20 protein-coding genes are annotated in these 18405 nt (G+C 42.5%); 5 read left to right on the forward strand and 15 right to left on the reverse strand.

Going from position 1 to position 18405, the window contains the following annotated elements:
* Positions 1–14 precede the first annotated feature (14 nt).
* Complete coding sequence (mrfA, locus tag CDO84_RS10105) at positions 15–2264, reverse strand: ATP-dependent helicase MrfA (RefSeq protein WP_040082805.1); 2250 nt, start codon at positions 2262–2264, stop codon at positions 15–17.
* 102 nt (positions 2265–2366) lie between these two features.
* Positions 2367–2873, reverse strand: coding sequence for a PTS sugar transporter subunit IIA (locus tag CDO84_RS10110; protein ID WP_040083778.1), 507 nt, complete (start codon positions 2871–2873; stop codon positions 2367–2369).
* A gap of 138 nt (positions 2874–3011) precedes the next feature.
* Here CDO84_RS10110 and CDO84_RS10115 point away from each other — a divergent pair, with 138 nt between their 5' ends.
* A complete protein-coding gene (locus CDO84_RS10115; protein WP_040082804.1) occupies positions 3012–3431 on the forward strand; it encodes an Hsp20/alpha crystallin family protein in 420 nt (139 codons plus the stop codon).
* Between the two features lie 20 nt (positions 3432–3451).
* Here the strand turns inward: CDO84_RS10115 and CDO84_RS10120 are convergent, their stop codons facing one another.
* Positions 3452–3829, reverse strand: a complete 378-nt coding sequence (locus tag CDO84_RS10120; protein WP_014664370.1) for a YppG family protein — start codon at positions 3827–3829, stop codon at positions 3452–3454.
* Between the two features lie 186 nt (positions 3830–4015).
* Here CDO84_RS10120 and CDO84_RS10125 point away from each other — a divergent pair, with 186 nt between their 5' ends.
* Positions 4016–4204 carry a YppF family protein gene (locus tag CDO84_RS10125; RefSeq protein WP_003230690.1) on the forward strand — a complete coding sequence of 63 codons (189 nt, stop codon included), beginning with the start codon at positions 4016–4018 and terminating at the stop codon, positions 4202–4204.
* A 39-nt stretch (positions 4205–4243) separates the two neighbouring features.
* On the opposite strand, the gene CDO84_RS10130 is transcribed toward CDO84_RS10125, so the two are convergent.
* Both CDO84_RS10130 and CDO84_RS10135 read right to left on the reverse strand, forming a co-directional pair.
* The gene (locus CDO84_RS10130; RefSeq protein WP_040082803.1) at positions 4244–4615 is read right to left on the reverse strand and encodes a YppE family protein; all 372 of its coding nucleotides are present in this window, start codon (positions 4613–4615) and stop codon (positions 4244–4246) included.
* A 45-nt stretch (positions 4616–4660) separates the two neighbouring features.
* A complete protein-coding gene (locus CDO84_RS10135; protein ID WP_040082802.1) occupies positions 4661–4906 on the reverse strand; it encodes a DUF5446 family protein in 246 nt (81 codons plus the stop codon).
* 197 nt (positions 4907–5103) lie between these two features.
* On the opposite strand from CDO84_RS10135, the gene sspM reads away from it, so the two are divergent.
* Positions 5104–5208, forward strand: coding sequence for an acid-soluble spore protein SspM (gene sspM, locus CDO84_RS10140; protein ID WP_003225606.1), 105 nt, complete (start codon positions 5104–5106; stop codon positions 5206–5208).
* A gap of 24 nt (positions 5209–5232) precedes the next feature.
* On the opposite strand, the gene CDO84_RS10145 is transcribed toward sspM, so the two are convergent.
* The gene (locus CDO84_RS10145) at positions 5233–6195 is read right to left on the reverse strand and encodes a DUF2515 domain-containing protein (RefSeq protein ID WP_040082801.1); all 963 of its coding nucleotides are present in this window, start codon (positions 6193–6195) and stop codon (positions 5233–5235) included.
* 40 nt (positions 6196–6235) lie between these two features.
* Here CDO84_RS10145 and recU point away from each other — a divergent pair, with 40 nt between their 5' ends.
* Together recU and CDO84_RS10155 are read left to right on the forward strand one after the other, a co-directional pair.
* Entirely contained in the window at positions 6236–6856 is a 621-nt protein-coding gene (gene recU / locus CDO84_RS10150; RefSeq protein WP_014664374.1) for a Holliday junction resolvase RecU, read from the forward strand.
* Between the two features lie 21 nt (positions 6857–6877).
* Positions 6878–9619 (forward strand): PBP1A family penicillin-binding protein, encoded by a 2742-nt coding sequence (locus tag CDO84_RS10155; protein WP_040082800.1) that lies wholly within the window; start codon positions 6878–6880, stop codon positions 9617–9619.
* Between the two features lie 73 nt (positions 9620–9692).
* Here the strand turns inward: CDO84_RS10155 and CDO84_RS10160 are convergent, their stop codons facing one another.
* The 9 genes from CDO84_RS10160 to panD form a co-directional block, all read right to left on the reverse strand.
* Positions 9693–10187 (reverse strand): YpoC family protein, encoded by a 495-nt coding sequence (locus tag CDO84_RS10160; RefSeq protein WP_040082798.1) that lies wholly within the window; start codon positions 10185–10187, stop codon positions 9693–9695.
* Positions 10184–10843, reverse strand: a complete 660-nt coding sequence (nth, locus tag CDO84_RS10165) for an endonuclease III (RefSeq protein WP_014664377.1) — start codon at positions 10841–10843, stop codon at positions 10184–10186. Before nth ends, CDO84_RS10160 begins: the two co-directional genes overlap by 4 nt.
* An 18-nt stretch (positions 10844–10861) precedes the next feature.
* Positions 10862–11560, reverse strand: coding sequence for a DNA replication protein DnaD (gene dnaD / locus CDO84_RS10170; RefSeq protein WP_014664378.1), 699 nt, complete (start codon positions 11558–11560; stop codon positions 10862–10864).
* A gap of 92 nt (positions 11561–11652) precedes the next feature.
* On the reverse strand, positions 11653–12945 hold the full coding sequence (asnS, locus tag CDO84_RS10175; protein WP_040083776.1) for an asparagine--tRNA ligase: 1293 nt from the start codon (positions 12943–12945) through the stop codon (positions 11653–11655).
* 142 nt (positions 12946–13087) lie between these two features.
* Positions 13088–14269 carry an aspartate transaminase AspB gene (gene aspB / locus CDO84_RS10180; RefSeq protein ID WP_014664380.1) on the reverse strand — a complete coding sequence of 394 codons (1182 nt, stop codon included), beginning with the start codon at positions 14267–14269 and terminating at the stop codon, positions 13088–13090.
* Between the two features lie 22 nt (positions 14270–14291).
* Positions 14292–14777 (reverse strand): cell wall elongation/penicillin-binding protein regulator TseB, encoded by a 486-nt coding sequence (tseB, locus tag CDO84_RS10185; RefSeq protein ID WP_040082796.1) that lies wholly within the window; start codon positions 14775–14777, stop codon positions 14292–14294.
* 8 nt (positions 14778–14785) lie between these two features.
* On the reverse strand, positions 14786–14956 hold the full coding sequence (locus tag CDO84_RS10190; protein WP_003225588.1) for a YpmA family protein: 171 nt from the start codon (positions 14954–14956) through the stop codon (positions 14786–14788).
* Positions 14957–15099: 143 nt separating this feature from the next.
* Positions 15100–17895, reverse strand: coding sequence for an ATP-dependent DNA helicase DinG (gene dinG / locus CDO84_RS10195; RefSeq protein ID WP_040082795.1), 2796 nt, complete (start codon positions 17893–17895; stop codon positions 15100–15102).
* Positions 17896–18020: 125 nt separating this feature from the next.
* Positions 18021–18404 carry an aspartate 1-decarboxylase gene (panD, locus tag CDO84_RS10200; RefSeq protein ID WP_014664383.1) on the reverse strand — a complete coding sequence of 128 codons (384 nt, stop codon included), beginning with the start codon at positions 18402–18404 and terminating at the stop codon, positions 18021–18023.
* Position 18405 lies beyond the last annotated feature (1 nt).

The following is an 18405-nucleotide window of genomic DNA, read 5'->3' on the forward strand; positions in this document are numbered from 1 at the left end:
TCCAACCTCCCTCCTTACGACATCTGATCCAACATGCGCAAAATTCTTTCCTTTGCTTTTATCCCTTCTATTTCGGTACCTATACAAGACGGACAGCCGTCATGACAAGGGCATCGTTTTATAAGCTGTTTCGCCGCTTCTTTGATGTCTGAAAAACGTTTAAAAACTTCCTCTGCCAAACCGATACCGCCCGGATAATGATCGTATAAAAATATGGTTGGCAATCCTGTATGGGCTGCTTTAATTTGAGAAACGACATGAACATCATTTCGATCACACATGATATACACAGGGACAATATGCTGAAGCACATTCGTGATGCCAAGAAGCAGCTGTTCCAATGTCTTTTCTGCGATGTCTTCGTCCGCTGTTTTGATTTCGAGCCAAGCTGCACTTGTATGCAGTTCTTCTTCCGGCAAATGAATAGGTCCAGACCCAATATTTTCAAACGTAGTCATTTTTATTTTTTTAAAAATGGTCGGCAGAGCATTGACAGTGACATCTCCGTAGTGCAATGATGTACGGCTTTTTTCTTTCGTTTGATCGATTTCTAACACCTTCAGCTGAACTGCCAGGTTTGCATCTGTATAATATTCGACATCAACTTTTCTGACATAAGCCTTTTTATGGTCCCAATCGAGCTTCTCTACTTGATACTGAACGCCTTCATGCAAATAAATGGCTTCATCATGCAAAAGCGTCATCGCACTAAAACGGTCCATTTCACCGATAATCCTGACATTTGCAATATCCGACTGATCAACTATGACGACATTTTCCTGTGATGCGGAACGCAAACTGATGTTTGAAGCAGGGAACGACTCACTTGCCCAATGATACCGTTCGCCGTTGCGGTGAAGAACGGCCTCTTCCTGAAGATACTCAAGAATATCACTTACATCCATGGGCCCAAATTCTTCATCAGCTCTAAATGGAAGCTCATAAGCAGCACACTTTAAGTGGTCTACTAAAATAATCAAATTCTCCGGATTGATTCTTGCAGATTCCGGCGAACGATTAAAGAAGTATTCAGGATGCCGTACAATATATTGGTCGATCGGCGTCGAATTAGCTACCATGATAATTAAAGATTCACCGTGTCTTCTGCCAGCTCGTCCCGCCTGCTGCCAAGCACTTGCGACACTTCCGGGATAACCTGTCATCACACACACCTGCAGCTGGCCGATATCAACACCAAGCTCTAAGGCATTCGTACTGACCACTCCTAAAATGTCGCCTTCTCTCAGGCCTCTTTCGATTTCTCTTCGCTCTTTAGGCAGATAGCCTCCCCGATAGCCTCTGATTGATTTTGTTCCAATTTCTTTTTTCACGAGCTCGTGGATATGGCTTAAAATAATTTCCACCCGGACCCTGCTTCTGGCAAAAACAATGGTCTGCACTTTGTTTTTAAGAAAATCTTTCGCCAGTTCATTCACTTCTGCAGTTGCGCTCCTTCTAATATTCAGCGGTTTGTTTACAATTGGCGGATTATAAAATACGAAATGCTTGCGTCCGCTCGGGGCACCGTTGTCATCGACCAGCCGCATCGGTTTGCCTGTCAACTGCTCTCCCAATTCCTTCGGGTTGGCAATCGTTGCAGAAGTGCAAATAAAAACCGGATCACTTCCATAAAACCGGCAGATCCGCTTCAGCCGACGGATCACATTTGCCACATGGCTGCCGAACACCCCCCGATACGTATGAAGCTCATCAATGACGATATACTTAAGGTTTTCAAACAAACTGACCCATTTCGTATGATGCGGAAGAATGGCAGAATGCAGCATATCGGGATTTGTAATGACAATGTGACCTGCTTTTCTCACCTTTTGCCTGATTGCCGGAGACGTATCCCCGTCATATGTAAAGCTTTTAATGTCAATTCCCATTTCATCGATGATTTCATTTAGCTCGCTCTTTTGGTCTTGTGCCAGCGCTTTAGTCGGAAATAAATATAACGCCCGGTTTGTTTCATCCTGAGCGATGGACTGCAGGACTGGGAGGTTGTAGCATAACGTTTTTCCTGACGCGGTTGGCGTAACGGTAACAATGCTTTCTCCTTTTTGCACATATTGAAAAGCGGAATATTGGTGGGTATATAGTTCATCAATGCCCCTTTTCGAAAGGGCAGCTTTGATTCTCTCATCTATACTTTCAGGCATGGGCCTTGTTTTTGCTTCACGAGGCTCAATTTCATGCCAATTCACAACGTTTTCATTTCCTTTCAAATCAGAAATGAGTTCAGTCAGTGATTTCTTTTTCATTCTTTACACCTCTTTGTCAAGTACAGTTTACCGAATATTTGTTTGCATGGCTAGGTGCAAATTTTATACAGTTGAATAAAAAAAGCAAGGCATACGCCCTGCTTATTTCGCTTTGATTGTAAGGAGCTTTGATTCGCCTTTACGGGCAGCCTTTTCGCCTGCCGGCACAATTGATCCTACAGCCTCACCATTCATTATAACGATCGGGATGACGGTGCTGCTCGCTTGTTCTTTTATTAATTCCAAATCACATGTAATCAGCGGGTCACCGACCTTCACTTTGTCCCCTTCTTTAATGTGGGCAGTAAATCCTTCTCCGTTCATATTAACTGTTTCCAGCCCGACATGAATTAACAGTTCAATTCCCAAGCGAGTCCGAATGCCAACAGCGTGTTTGGTGTGGAAAATCTGAATGACTTCACCTTCAGCGGGAGAAACGATTTCACCGTTAGAAGGCTCCACCGCTATTCCTTCTCCCATCATTTTCTGTGAAAAAACTGGATCCGGCACATCTGACAGGTCCATTACTGTACCGTCTGCCGGAGAATAAATAACCTCTTCTGTCACTTTTTCTTGAGTTTTGCCCATTCCGAATAATTTTTTCAGCAATGTGTTTTCTCCCTTCTCATTCACTTCAACCGTTATCCCTTCATTCACCACTATTTAACCACACTTTCAATTTTGCTTCAATTTATAACAACATCTGGCATAGACGCATAATCTGGTTAAAAAAAGGCGGTGGCTAAAGTGGAATTCTATGATGACAAAAAGAACGAACTGCAAAAAAAAGAGGAAATCATAACGGGGGCAATAGACACTCTTTTTCAATCCTCAGCTTTCGGCAACCTTATAAACGGATTTCAGAACCTCATCAATTCGAGTTTAAAGGATGTGCAGACGACCATACATGTCAGAGAAAAAGATACTGGGCTTTATGTCGATATTACCATTCCGGCGACGTTTCGAGATGGCGAAATCGTCGTTGATGTCAAATCGAGATATCTCCATGTAACACTTCAAGAAAAACAGAAACACCAATATGAAGCTACTTTTACAAGCATGACAAGAACGGTGCAGCTTCCTTATGAAGTTCGCCAAGAAGAGATGGAAACATCTTGGAACGAGCAGACAATGACACTATTCTTTCCAAAAAATAAGCATGAATGAACGATTCATTCATGCTTCTATCATTTAAAAAAGCTGGTAAATCCCTTTATTAAAGATCCGACCTGATTCATTGCACTCATCACTTGGCCTGTCGTATCCATCATTTTATTAAAATCAAATTGCCCATTGGCTTTTTTGAACTGCGACATAATGCTTTGAAATTGCGAAGGCTGCTGTTGATTAGGCCTTGGAATAGGATAAGGGTTGGAAAATACAGGCGGCTGCATAGGCATAGGCTGGATTGGAGCATAGGGCTGATAGTAATCCTGCTGTCCATAATGCTGCTGAGGCAGATGTTGCTCCAAATAACCGGGTGCAGCCTGCTGATAATATCCTTGCATTTGCTGAGGATCATAATAGCCCATTTGCCGAGGATAGCTTCGAGAGCTCCTGTTCATTGCGATTCCCCCTAAACTCAACATATTTCTCTTCTATATATGTATGAATGACTTCTATTGTTTGTGTCACGAGTAAAGGTTAGCGTTTGTCAAATTGTGTCGAAAGTTTAAATTTTTTAAAAACAGAAAAAAGTCGAATCATTATGGTACCATGTTTTCAATACAGATGAGAGGGGATGCACCATAATGAACGTATCATACTTAAGCAAACGTTTTGCAGAAATGAAGAAATATGAAACAGACTGTATGAATAAACTGATGGACTTTGCCAAGTTCCTCTATATTCAAGGACATCTCAGCATAACTGAGTTTCGTAACAGTATGAAGGTTCTCGAAGCAAATGGAGCAGAAAGCCCGGCATATGAGATGAATTAACGTCCGGCCCCCTATAACGAATTTAAAAGAAGACAGCCTTTACCGGCTGTCTTCTCTTGCAATTTCATCCTTTACTGCATGCAATGTATAAAGGACTGACTCAGTGATGTCCTTGAATCGTTTTTTATGAATATGATGAACATATGATTGAAGGACCAATTCCAGGAAATTATCTTTCACGGTCTCAATTTGCTCTTTATGCACATATTTAGGGCGACGGGCTTTTATCAATTTAAGAGCACCCTCAGCCCAGCGAGCCGCCAGCTCATCATTCTCTTCAACTGCAGGCTTTATCGTCTCAAAAAAATCATAAGAATGATTACTGCTTTTTCCTTCCTGATACCGATCAGCGCCTTTTTCAGCAACTTCAATCATTTTCTCGGTCATTTCCAGCAATGTTTGTGATAGCAATACCCTTCACCTCAATGCCTATCGTACCAAATTTCACTCGTAAATTCAGCCGATGCGGTATACCTTCTCAAACGCATACCTGTGTTCAGGCGATTGATACAGCTCATTTATACAAATATGAAGATCTATGATTTCTTCTTCCAGCACAGTCAGGCGATCGTTTTCCGCTTCCCGCATCTCAGCCTCTAATGCATTTACAGAATGATTCAGGCTTTGTTCAGCTCGCGTTAATTCATCTTCTATATCAGAAAGCATACGGAGAATATCTGTCTTGCTTACATAACCGGACATTCGTGTACCTCCCTTTCCTCGTCTCTCCGGTTAACATTCTTTGCTCCCCAGGCTCTTTCCTTCTTCATGACAAAACTAGAAGCAAATCGCCAAACAAACAGGTATTCCACGAAAAGCTGAAGTTTTCGACAAAAACACCCGCAAAAATTGTATGATCCTCCTCCTTAATGCAAACGATACTTGTGAGGAGGTGCCGTATGAAAACTAGACCGAAAAAAGCCGGCCAACAAAAAAAGACTGAATCAAAAGCAATCGATTCTTTAGATAAAAAATTAGGCGGCCCGAACCGCCCTTCTACGTAAGAAGCAAGGAATTTCCTTGCTTCTTTATTTTTTCAGCCAATGTTCCACCGCAAAAAGCGCATGAAGCTGGCGCTTTTTATGTAAATACCAGTCTGTCAATTCAATCTGCTTCGGCAATTCCTCGCGCCTAAAGAACGTTTTCTTTATCTTTCCATGAAACCAATCTGTTTTCGTTCCGTCTAATGAGTGGATTACCTCAGGGTAGCATGTCCTTAGCATAGGAGATGTTCTCTTTGTAATCCCGATTATCTTTTCCATATCAAAACGGGAACCTGTGTGCGGCACTGTGTGCAAAAAGTGATAAAAAGCGGAAAACAATTCTGGCTTGAACAGCAATTCAGACAGCTGCTTTCCCAGCCTTATCCTTTCCTCCGCCTTTGAAAAGCGTTTCACTGAAATGCCGTAAAGAAACCCGTCTGAGGAAGGAAAAATAACGGTGTTAAAATGAAACCAGTCACTTAAATAAAAAGGAATCGTGTCAAAAACATTCTTTTTAAACGAAGGATTTTGTATAATAGGTGTTTGGATAGTGTTTTGTTCATTTATAATGAGGGCATACATTAGCCGCTCTGTGTTTCGCTCATGCCAAAAACGGGCCCATTCTTCCGACATAAATTGTGAGACGCCAAACACATGCAGAAGATGAAACAGCGGTTTCCCGACTTTTTTGGACCAGTGGTACAAAAGAAGCTGCGGATAGGCATCCGAAAAAATAAGCCAGTTCGCTCTTTCGTAGGCTAAAAAGAACCATTTTTGCTGTCTCTCACGGAGTCCAAGCTGAAACAGACTGCCTTTTAAGTCAGTCATTGACCAGCCGGCATTACGAGAAACGAAAGAAGCTAAGAGTGACCATTTGATTTCCGGATGACGGTCATAAAATGCTTTATATGCATTTGTTCTTGAAATGTTATCTGCGTTTTTTGTTTTTGTTTGCCGCTCAATCCGGCTCAGAAGCTTTCTGATGGTCTGTTGTTCTTGCACGTTCATTCACTTCCGTCATGAATAGTTTAATAAGGAGGATGAGAAAGTGATTCGGTATCCTAATGGAAAAACATTTCAGCCGAAACATTCGGTTTCATCCCAAAGCAGTCAGAAAAGGGCCCCGTCATACAGTAATCGCGGAATGACCCTCGAAGATGACTTAAACGAAACGAATAAGTATTATCTGACAAACCAAATTGCCGTTATACACAAAAAGCCGACACCTGTTCAAATTGTAAATGTCCATTATCCAAAAAGAAGTGCCGCAGTGATTAAAGAAGCTTATTTTAAACAATCATCGACAACAGACTACAATGGGATTTACAAAGGACGGTATATTGATTTTGAGGCGAAAGAAACGAAAAACAAGACCTCTTTCCCCCTGCAGAATTTCCATGACCATCAAATCGAGCATATGAAGCAGGTAAAGGCTCAAGACGGTATTTGTTTTGTTATTATATCCGCTTTCGACCAGGTTTATTTTTTGGAAGCCGATAAGCTGTTTTATTTCTGGGACAGAAAAGAAAAAAACGGCAGAAAATCAATTCGAAAAGATGAGTTGGAAGAAGCGGCTTATCCGATTTCTCTTGGATACGCACCTAGAATTGATTATATTAGTATTATTGAACAGCTTTATTTTTCGCCATCATCTGGTGCGAAAGGTTGATTAACGAAAGGTTGAGATGTTATGTCAGATCAATTTAACAGCCGTGAAGCTCGACGAAAAGCGAACAGCAAGTCGAGTCCTTCACCAAAAAAAGGAAAGAAACGAAAAAAGGGCGGATTGTTTAAAAAGACCCTTCTCACTTTACTCATTCTGTTTGTTTTAGGCGTTGTCGGCGGTGCCGTTACATTTGCCGTCATGGTTTCAGATGCGCCAAAACTGGATGAAAGTAAATTGAAGACGCCTTATTCATCAACAATATACGATAAAAACGGAAAAGAAATCGCTGAAGTCGGCGCTGAAAAACGGACCTACGTGCCGATAGATCAAATTCCCGATGTTGTGAAAGAAGCCTTCATCGCGACAGAAGACGCTCGTTTTTATGAGCACCACGGGATTGACCCTGTCCGTATCGGCGGCGCCTTAGTTGCAAACTTTACAGACGGCTTCGGAGCTGAAGGCGGAAGTACGATCACCCAGCAGGTCGTCAAAAACTCCCTTCTTTCACATCAGAAGACGTTAAAACGGAAGGTGCAGGAAGTATGGCTTTCGATTCAGCTGGAGCGCAATTACTCTAAAGATGAAATTTTAGAAATGTATTTAAACCGGATTTATTTTTCTCCTAGAGCATACGGAATCGGAAAAGCAGCGGAAGAGTTTTTCGGCGTCACAGATTTAAGCAAATTGACTGTCGAACAGGCTGCCACACTGGCAGGCATGCCGCAGAGCCCAACAGCATACAACCCGGTTAAAAACCCGGATAAAGCGGAAAAAAGACGGAACATCGTCCTCAGTCTGATGAAAAAACAAGGATTCATTTCTGATTCTCAATACAACAAAGCGAAAAAAGTGGCAGTGAAAGACGAAGGCATTGTGTCACAGAAGGAATATGAAAAAACAAACTCAAATAAATACAGCGCGTTTGTAGAAGAAGTCATGAAAGAAATTGATGAAAAATCTGATGTCGACCCATCTGCTGACGGATTAAAGATCTATACGACATTAGATACAAAAGCACAAGATAAACTAGATGAATTAATGGACGGAGACACTGTCGGATTTACTGAAGGTATGCAGGGCGGCGTTACGCTTCTCGATACAAAAACCGGAGAAGTCCGCGCGATTGGTGCGGGAAGAAATTCTACGGTTGGAGGCTACAATTACGCGACCCAAGCTAAGCGACAGCCTGGATCTACCATTAAACCTATTCTCGACTACGGTCCAGTTATTGAAAATAAAAAATGGTCAACTTATGAGCAAATTGATGATTCAGCTTACACGTATTCAGATGGAACACCTATTCGAGACTTTGACCGCAGATATAAAGGACCAATGTCTATGCGTGAAGCACTGGCACAATCTCGTAATATTCCAGCTTTAAAAGCATTCCAAGCAGTCGGAAAAGATACAGCGGTAGACTTTGCCAATGGACTTGGACTGGGATTAGATAAAGATACTGTATATGAATCCTACTCTATTGGAGGATTCGGAAAAGGGAATGTCGGTGTCTCTTCACTGACAATGGCAGGAGCATACAGCGCCTTCGGAAATAACGGAACATATAATGAACCGCATTTTGTAAAGTCTATTGAATTTAACGATGGCACAAAGCTTGACTTAACACCAAAATCAAAGTCAGCAATGAGCGATTATACTGCGTTTATGATTACAGATATGCTGAAAACAGCTGTTAAAACAGGTACTGGACAGCTTGCACAAGTACCCGGTGTAGAAGTAGCAGGAAAAACAGGGACGACCAACTTTGAAGAAAGTGAAATCCAAAAGTACAATATTGCAAGCGACGGTGCTCGAGATTCTTGGTTTGTCGGTTACACACCGCAATATACAGCAGCCGTCTGGACGGGTATGGAAGAAAACGAAGCTGGAAAGAAATCTCTTTCAACTGAAGAACAAAAAGTTGCAAAGCGCATCTTCGCCCAACTCATCGCCGATGTCGATGACGGAAGCGGATCATTTGAGAAGCCTGACAGCGTAGTGGAAGCCACTGTAGAAAAAGGCTCTAATCCGGCAAAACTGGCAGGGCCAAATACGCCAAGCGATAAGAAGCTCACAGAGTACTTTGTTAAAGGCACAGCTCCTTCTACTGTTTCTAAAACATATGAGAAAGAAGAAAAAGAGGAAACAGCTAAACTGTCTGGTTTAAACGTGAAATACGATAAAGACAATCAATCTTTAACGTTAAGCTGGAATTACGACGGAGATGCGACCTTTGCTGTTAAGCAATCTGTTGATGGCGGCAGCTACTCGGAAATTCAAAACAGCTCTGCAAAAGAAGCAGTCATTTCGGGTGTGCAGCCAGGATCTGTGTACAAATTCGAAGTAACAGCCGTCAGTGATGATGGCAAAAGCACAGCTTCCACATCCTATGAGGTGCCAAAAGCTGAAGACGATGAAGATAAAAAAGACCAGCAACAAACGGATGATGAAAAACAAGATGATGAGAAGACTCAGGATGATACACAAACTGATGATTCTCAAAAAGATGACGGTCAGACGGATCAAGATCAGACAAATGATTCAACAAACGATCAAGACAATAAACAAGACAACACGAACACAAATCCGTCCGACAACAGTAACCAAGACCAATCAAACGATAACGACAACAGTAACAACCAGGATACGTCGGATGGTGATTCGAACTCTGGTAAAAATGATTCATCAGGTTCTGACACGAATAAAAATAAAACAGACACATCTAATAAAGCACAAACAAACTCATCATCAACTGAAAAAACAAATTAAACAAAAAAGCCGTCACCCTTCGGGTGATGGCTTTTTTTGTTCATAAAAAAACCTCCCCTTTTAAGAGAAGGTTTTATCGATTCATCGCATGATATTTATAAAAATGCTTTTTCATTTCAGTAAACAGCTCATCCAGCTGAATAAAGCAATGATATTGAGTCGGCTTGAGGAGGATAAATTCCACTCGTTCGGCCCAATTGATCGGCATTACGGGAAATGATTTCTCCGTCAGTTCTGCCCAATCAAGAGATTTCACCCGCTCACCTGCTGTCCAATGAAACGAAGCAAGCAAACACACAATGCCCTTCAGCATGTCATTTTGATCGCATCTCGATTTTCGTGTTTGAAAGACAGGCAGAAGTGATTCTTTAATGTCTTCCCACACATTAAATAAAAGCGGAACATACTTGCCTCTGTCCTCCCATGGCAAAACACCTTGAGATTCCGTGCTGAAATCAAAATACACAGGGTTAACCAGCAAGACATCTTTCATATCCGGGGAGATCACCGGGCCAAGACTGCGCAAGTATTCCTCATAGGAAGCCAACTCTTCTTTCGCTTGCGTCATCGTTTCACCAGTCCTTTTTTATCTCTCTTCTGCCCTTCTCTGCATAAAGAAAGCAGCGGACATTCCGCACAGCGCGGAGATTGGGCTTTACAGTGATATCTGCCGAAGAAAATAAGGCGGTGATGCGTAACGGACCAGTCTTCTTTTGGAACCTTGCGCATCAGCGTCTTTTCAACTTCCAGCACTGAGTCCTTCCACCGGCAGATGCCCAACCGTTTGCTGACCCTCTCCACATGGGTATCTACGGCGATGGCCGGCACGCCAAAGGCAACCGATACCACTACGTTAGCAGTCTTTCTTCCGACCCCTGGCAGTTTAACAAGCTCATCGCGGTCCCTCGGCACTTCTCCGCCGTACTCTTCAATAATCATTTTACTCAGTTTTTGAATATTTTTCGCTTTATTACGATATAAACCGATTGATTTAATATCTTGCTGAAGCTCTTCCAGCGGGACAGCCAAATAGTCTTCCGGCCGTTTATATTTTTGAAATAATGTTTTGGTCACTCTGTTTACAAGTGCATCTGTACATTGAGCAGATAAAGCGACAGCCACCACTAATTCAAAAGGATTGGAATGAACCAGTTCACACTCCGCATGAGGAAACATGTCACCTATCTTGTCCAAACAGAATTCAATTTGTTTTAGATTTAACACGATTGTCACCTTTTCACTTTATTGTTCAAGCCAATTGTAAAAAGGAACCTGCCTTTTATACTCTTTTTGCGGTTCATTCTGCTTTGCTTGTACCCGCCGGAATTTTTGGCTGTGTATTTTTGCCTGCTCCACAGTTTTCAGCCCGTTTTTCTTCCATTCAAACAAAATCCGGTCAATGTAGCGGAAACTGAGTTTTCCTGACAGTACAGCCTCTTTTAACGCGTGTTTGATCAGTTGTGCGTCATGCTGATCCTGGTCCTGCCAGATCGCCAGCGTTTCACACTCTAAAGGTGATAACGGCCTTGCGAACTCTTCCTCAAAAATGGTATAAAGGCTTTTTTGTTCCCCTTCTGCTTTTCTTTCCTGTGTTTGATTCTGTACAAGCTGAATATACTCGTACAGCTTGCCCCATAAAGGCTGGAGAGAATACTTCTCAAATTTGATGCCGTTTTGATCCTCGCATTCTTCAATAAACAGAAAGCCTTTTTGAATAAACATGCGCAATCTGTTTGTACATTCCTCAACAGAAATTGACATACCTTCCTGCAGCTGATTCGGTGTAGGAAAATATGATCCTTTTTCTAAATGCATTTTAATTTTTAACAGCAGAATAAGTTCTGTTTCATTAAGTCCAAGCTGTTTATAATGCGTGAGCAGAAGATTGGGGATTGTTGATGTTCCATGCTCCTGCATATCAATAAATTGCTGTTTTTTCATCGTCACACCTCTTACTGTAAAGGATTGTGATTTCCCCTTTACTGTAAAAAGTCTCCCTTGCAGGAGACTCTTTTTTGTTTCATTTGAATGTATTACGGATACAGACGGTTTAATAGTCTTGGGAACGGGATCGTTTCACGAACGTGAGGCGCTCCGCTAATCCAAGCTACTGTCCGCTCTAATCCAAGACCGAAGCCTGAATGAGGAACTGATCCATATTTTCTAAGTTCAGCATACCATTTATATGCGTCAGAATCCAGTCCATGTTCTGTAAGACGCGATTCCAAAAGTTCCATATCGTGAATCCGTTCAGATCCGCCAATGATTTCTCCATAGCCTTCCGGTGCAATCAAGTCAGCGCAAAGCACGACGTCCTCACGGTCAGAAGCCGGCTGCATATAGAACGGTTTTAAAGACGTCGGATAGCGAGTGATGAATACCGGTTTGTCATAGTGTTCAGCAATTGCTGTTTCATGAGGCGCTCCGAAATCATCTCCCCACTCGATATCGTCAAAGCCTTTTTCTTTCAGAAATTCAATCGCTTCATCATACGTGATTCTTGGGAAAGGAGCTTTGATTTGCTCAAGTTTTGACGTGTCTCTTCCCAATGTGTTTAATTCAATTTTGCAATTCTTAAGAACGGATTGCACGATGAAAGAAACATAATTTTCCTGTACTTGAAGGTTTTCTTCAAACTCTACAAACGCCATTTCCGGTTCAATCATCCAGAATTCGATTAAGTGGCGTTTTGTTTTAGACTTTTCCGCTCTGAATGTCGGTCCGAAAGAGAATACTTTTCCTAAAGCCATTGCCGCAGCTTCCATGTAAAGCTGGCCGCTTTGAGACAGATACGCATCTTCATCAAAGTACTTTGTCGCAAAGAGCTCTGTTGTTCCTTCAGGTGCACTTCCAGTCAAAATCGGCGGATCCACTTTTACAAAGCCTTCGTTATTAAAGAATTCGTAAGTCGCGCGAATGATTTCATTACGGATTTTCATGATCGCATGCTGGCGCTTTGAACGAAGCCATAAATGTCTGTGATCCATCAAAAATTCCGTACCATGTTCTTTTGGTGTAATTGGATAATCAGTCGCTTCGTGAATGACTTCAATATCTGTCACAGCTAGTTCATATCCAAGCGGGGAACGCTCGTCCTCTTTGACAATCCCTTTTATATAGAGTGACGTTTCTTGAGTCACTGATTTAGCTGTTTGGAAAATGCTTTCTTCCACTTCCGCTTTTACTACGACACCTTGAATAAAACCAGTACCGTCCCGAAGCTGTAAAAATGCAATTTTCCCGCTTGAACGCTTATTAGCGACCCAAGCTCCGATCGTTACTTCCTCACCTACGTGCTTGTACACTTGGTTGATTGTTGTTTTCAACATATTTCCCTCCAAAACAAGAAAGACATTCGGAAGCTCATTGCCCCGCGAACTCTTTTATCATCACTTTATTATACCCGCTCTTAACTAACCGGGTCAATGCAGATAAAAAGCGGCTTTCTGTCAGCCGCTTTTTTCACTATTAGCTATGTTTTTCGACAAAACGTTTGATTCTTTCAATCGCTTTTTCAAGAAGATCTAGCGAGGTGGCATAAGAAAGACGGACATTTTCAGGAGAACCGAATCCGGATCCAGGAACAATCGCAACTTTTTCCTCCTCGAGAAGCGCTTTAACAAATTCATCTACATCTTTGAAACCGCAAGATTGAGCCGCTTCTTTTGCATTCGGGAACAAGTAAAAAGCACCCTCCGGCTTCACACAGCTGAACCCAGGGATTTCTACGAGCTTTGCATAGATCGTGTTTAATCTATGTTCAAAGGCTTCTCTCATTTCTTCCAATGGCTCAGAAGGTCCGTTATAAGCAGCAATCGCCCCGTACTGTGCGATTGATGTCGGATTTGACGTGCTGTGGCTAGCAAGGTTCGTCATCGCTTTTATAATGTCTTCAGCTCCAGCCGCATAGCCAATTCGCCAGCCCGTCATGCTGTGTGACTTCGATACGCCGTTTATAATGACCGTTTGCTCTTTCAGTCTGTCAGACAGCTGTGCAATGGAAACATGTTTCTTTCCGCCGTATGTAAGTTTTTCATAAATTTCGTCAGACACAATTAGGATGTCATGTTCAAGGCATACTTCACCAAGCGCAGACAGTTCTTCTTCCGTATACATGACTCCAGTCGGATTGCTTGGAGAGTTAATAACGATTGCTTTTGTTTTTTCCGTAATCGCATTTTTTAGCTGCTCAGGCGAAATTTTGAAGTGATTTTCTTCAAGTCCTTGTACATAAACAGGCTTTCCGCCAGCGAGTTTCACCTGCTCCGGATAGCTTACCCAGTAAGGCGTCGGAATAATGACTTCATCTTCTTCATCCAAAATCACTTGGAAAAGGGTGTACAGAGCATGTTTGGCACCAGTGCAGACAATAATTTGAGACGGTTTGTATTCAATATTCTGGTCGCGTTTAAATTTCTCTGCAATGCTGTTTTTCAGTTCAGCCAAGCCACCTGAAGGCGTATATTTCGTATGGCCTTCGTTCATCGAACGCACAGCGGCATCAATAATGTGCTGCGGTGTATTGAAGTCCGGCTCGCCTGCGCCTAAACCGATGACATCATGGCCCGCGGCTTTCAGTTCTTTCGCTTTCGCTGTGATTGCCAGTGTAGTTGATGGTGTTAATGCGGATACTCTTTTTGCCAGTTTCAACTTGAACTCCCCCTAATTCGTCTTAAGGCGTGATATTTTTGAGAATCTTTCCAGTTGTAAAGTCCACATAACTTAAACTGTATTGACCTTCTTTGTCTAAGTACGTCACTTCCCATAGCAGAACGTTACCTTCTCTTGCCAGATGAACCTCTTTTTGTTTTGAAACCAGCCCTTCATCCTGTATGATTTTCGCCGCTTTGTCTTCCGAGATTCCCTCTTTTGCTTCTTTTGAGAGAATTTTTGCTTTTTTATTAGCAGGAACCCAGACATATAAGGCAGTGCCTTTTTTATCCGTACCCTTGACAACATAATATTTTTCTTTTCCGACAAATGTTTCGACTTGATCAACATTGGCGAGATCGGTTTCTTTTTTAGCTTCAGCAGCTGCTGCTTCGTGCCCCTCTTCCTTTTGTGCCATGGCTGATTTATAAATGCTTGCCGAGACAAGAAGTACTGCTAAAAAAATAATACCAAAAATGGCGGTAAATATTAATGCTTTTTTTCTCATCTTCTCACCTACGTACGATAAATGGTAAAAACGGCTTGGTTTTTGTTTTCTTCATCAAGTGCAAGACCGAACATCAGATTGTCTCTTTTCAGTGTCCGATTCAGTGTGTCCACAATTTTATACAAATCATCAGAATGCTCTACATTAATTGTTGAAAGAATCTCGATTTTACTTTCCATTTTTTCATCCTCCAGTTTGAACAAATATTGTTAGTCATACTCCATTTCAGGACACGCCATACTAGTATCACAGAGCGGGAATAACCGCTTTTAAATAAAACATCATCCTACTCCCACACCGCAAAAGCCGCTTTATGCGGCTTTTATTTATTTTTCCCTGCAACATAAGCTTCAAGCTCGCTGTCAGTCATTTCGAATACTGAGGTTGTCGGCAAGGCATCAAGAAACAGCCGGCCGTATCCAGCGGTTTTAATCCGTCTGTCCAATATCATAATCGTTCCTTTGTCTCCCGCAGTACGCAGCAAGCGTCCGACTCCTTGCCTGAAGGTCAGTACAGCCTCCGGTAATGACACTGTTTGAAATGGATTCTTTCCTTTTTTGCGGGCAAGCTCACATTTTGCAGCATGAAGCGGGTGATCTGGGGATCGGAATGGGAGCCTCACGATCATTACTGTTGTCAGCTCATCACCAGGGAAATCAACGCCTTCCCAAAAATGATTTGTTCCAAGCAGGATCGCCTGATTGGATGTTTTAAAAGTTTTCATCAGTTTGCCGGGACTTCCGCCTGTAATCCCTTGTGCCAAGAGCTGAATGCCGGATGCACTCATGATATGCTTAAGCTCCTGGTGGGCCTTTTTCAGCATCTCATGGGATGTAAACAGCACAAGGATTTTGGGCTGTTTTTCCTTTGCCATCAGTTCGATATAACGAGCCGTATCCTGGATAAATTCAGTTTGTCCTGTATCCTGAATTGACTTCATTTCCTTAGGAATCATCACCTGCATGCGCTCATCATAAGAAAAGGGCGACTCAATTCTCATTGTCCGCGGGAAAAAGTCACTCAGTCCCAGTCGTTCAATCATAAATTGAAAAGAGCCTTCGACTGTAAGGGTTGCAGACGTTAGCACCACACTATTTTTGCGCGCGAAAAACTGATCAGCCAGAAGTTCCCCCGGTTCAAGAGGCTGTGCGTAAATGGCCACAGCATTTTTCGCACCTTTAGCATCAATTTCAATCCAAACCGCTTCATCGTCATCGCACCCAAAGAACAGCTTCTGCAACGTCTGACAGTAATGCTGCAAACCTTTCATGCTTCTTTGGTATTCATCGGCCAAAAAGACGGTTTTGCTCTTCATACCCTTCAGATGTTTTTCTATCAGGGACGACTGTGCCTCAAAAAGCTGCTGCAGGTGTGTCAGCATGGAACAAAGCCTTTCCGCACCATCCGTTAAGATCGACCAGCTTTTATCCTGGCTTTCTTTGTTCACCTTAAAAACTAGACGGTTTAAGTCCTCTTTAGGTTTTCTTCGTTTGACAAAAGAATGAACAGAGCTGAAGAAAGCATCACTTTCTGCTTGAATGTGCTGAAGCCACTCTTCCAATTCGAAAAATGAATCAACCGGCAGGCTGTTTCGCTGGAATAGCTGTCTCATTTTTTTTAGAAGTCCCTGCTCCTTCAGAGTGCCGATTCTGCTCAATTTCGTATGCAATTCTATGTACGTGGCTCTTTTTCCTAAATGTTCACTTGCCGCTCGTTCAAAGTGATGTGCTTCATCAATAATAAATGTGCCGCTTTCGGGGAGCCTTTTTTTCTGGCTGCCTTCATCGGTCAGCAAAAGGGAATGATTGGTGATCACCAAATCGGAACGCATAGCGATCTGTTTGGCCCGCTCGTAAAAGCCGGTCACATGCTCATTGCGGCTTCTTTTATAGGAGTCATCGTCATAAGCCAATCTGTCCCACAGCAACTTTCCGCCTGAAGGCAAATTCAGTTCCGCTACATCCCCTGTATTTGTCTCTGTCAGCCAAACGAGAAGCTGTGCCTTTGTCAGTACCGCATCATAATTATCATCTTCTTCATGAAGCACCTGCTCGAATTTATACAGGCATAAATAATGCGATTGCCCTTTTAAAATCGCCGCTGTTACCGGAAATGGAAACAGTTCTTGGACAATCGGCAAATCCTTTGTTAGAATCTGCTGCTGTAAAAGCGTCGAATACGTGCTGATAATAACCGGCTTTTTTGATTTCTTGGCAAAAAGCGCAGCCGGAATAAGATAGCCAATCGTTTTTCCGATTCCCGGAGGAGCTTCAATCAGCGCATGCTCACGATTGGCAAACGCTTCAGCCACCTCTTTCATCATCATCATTTGGCCGTCTCTTTTTTCATACCCGGGCATTAACTCTGACAGCGCTTTTTCATTTTCCGCTTCCCATCGTTCGATCTCAAATGAAAAGTTCCCGTCCTCATTCACACGAACATCGATCGATTCAGGTTCTCTGACAGAAAAGGAAGAAAAGCGTGTATAGCCCGGTATCTCGGTTTGTCTGTTTTCATTAATGAACATATCCAACAAATGCGTCAGATCACTGATGAAATGCTGCGAAAGCCTTCTTAACTGCTTTAATGTCGGATAAGGAAGCTGCCGCAGCTTTTCAAGGATTTCCAAAAAAATAAGCCCTGTCACTTCAGCATCGCTGTCAGCCCGGTGCGGCTGATCATGCCGCAGCTGAAGCTCCTCGCTTAATTCCGTCAGCTTATACCCTTCAAATCCCGGAAAAACAATCCGTGAAAGTTCGACAGTATCCAGCACTTCACAATCTGGGAGCTGAAAACCCGCCTTATGAAGCTCATACTTGACAAATCCAAGGTCAAAATGAATATTGTGAGCGACAAAATAAGCGCCCTCAAGCAATTGGAAGACTTCTTCAGCGACTGCTTCAAATGGCTGTTCATTCTCTACCATTTGACTAGAGATCCCAGTAAGCTGCTCAATAAAAGCAGGGATTGGTTTATTTGGATTAATGTATTTTGAAAACCGCTCAGTAATTTGTCCATTTTCAATTACAACCGCTGCGATTTGTATGATTTTATCGCCTTTCTTCGGCGAATTCCCTGTTGTCTCTACGTCTATTACAACGAACCGTTGCTTATTCATTAAAATGGACACCTCAATTCTTGCATACGACAAAAGTGTAACACGTTTTGTACGGAAATGGAGCGGCAAAACCGTTTTACTCTCAAAATCTTAAAAGAAAACCCCCGATAAAGGGGGCTTTTCTTCTACAAAATTGTACGGGCTGGTTCGTTCCCCAGCATTTGTTCAATTTTGTTTTGATCATTGAGAACAGCCACTTTTGGCTCGTGGCTTTCCGCTTCTTGATCAGACATCATTTTGTAGGAAATAATAATAACCTTATCTCCTTCCTGCACAAGGCGTGCGGCTGCACCGTTTAAGCATATGACGCCGCTTCCCCGTTTACCAGGAATAATATACGTTTCAAGACGTGCTCCATTATTATTATTCACAATTTGCACTTTTTCATTAGGAAGCATTCCCACCGCATCAATGAGATCTTCATCAATTGTAATGCTTCCCACATAGTTCAGGTTTGCTTCCGTAACAGTTGCCCTGTGAAGCTTGCCGCTCATCATTGTTCGATACATA

The sequence above is a fragment of the Bacillus sp. MD-5 genome (assembly GCF_002201875.1).
Classification (GTDB): domain Bacteria; phylum Bacillota; class Bacilli; order Bacillales; family Bacillaceae; genus Bacillus; species Bacillus stercoris.

Coding starts and splice junctions, on each gene's coding strand:
- CDO84_RS10155 (WP_040082800.1), top strand. CDS start 6,878: ATGTCAGATCAATTTAACAGCCGTGAAGCTCGACGAAAAGCGAACAGC.
- tseB (WP_040082796.1), bottom strand. CDS start 14,777: ATGAGAAAAAAAGCATTAATATTTACCGCCATTTTTGGTATTATTTTT.
- dnaD (WP_014664378.1), bottom strand. CDS start 11,560: ATGAAAAAACAGCAATTTATTGATATGCAGGAGCATGGAACATCAACA.
- panD (WP_014664383.1), bottom strand. CDS start 18,404: ATGTATCGAACAATGATGAGCGGCAAGCTTCACAGGGCAACTGTTACG.
- CDO84_RS10145 (WP_040082801.1), bottom strand. CDS start 6,195: ATGAACGTGCAAGAACAACAGACCATCAGAAAGCTTCTGAGCCGGATT.
- mrfA (WP_040082805.1), bottom strand. CDS start 2,264: ATGAAAAAGAAATCACTGACTGAACTCATTTCTGATTTGAAAGGAAAT.
- CDO84_RS10160 (WP_040082798.1), bottom strand. CDS start 10,187: ATGACGCAAGCGAAAGAAGAGTTGGCTTCCTATGAGGAATACTTGCGC.
- dinG (WP_040082795.1), bottom strand. CDS start 17,895: ATGAATAAGCAACGGTTCGTTGTAATAGACGTAGAGACAACAGGGAAT.
- CDO84_RS10120 (WP_014664370.1), bottom strand. CDS start 3,829: ATGAACAGGAGCTCTCGAAGCTATCCTCGGCAAATGGGCTATTATGAT.
- sspM (WP_003225606.1), top strand. CDS start 5,104: ATGAAAACTAGACCGAAAAAAGCCGGCCAACAAAAAAAGACTGAATCA.
- CDO84_RS10190 (WP_003225588.1), bottom strand. CDS start 14,956: ATGGAAAGTAAAATCGAGATTCTTTCAACAATTAATGTAGAGCATTCT.
- CDO84_RS10125 (WP_003230690.1), top strand. CDS start 4,016: ATGAACGTATCATACTTAAGCAAACGTTTTGCAGAAATGAAGAAATAT.
- CDO84_RS10135 (WP_040082802.1), bottom strand. CDS start 4,906: ATGTCCGGTTATGTAAGCAAGACAGATATTCTCCGTATGCTTTCTGAT.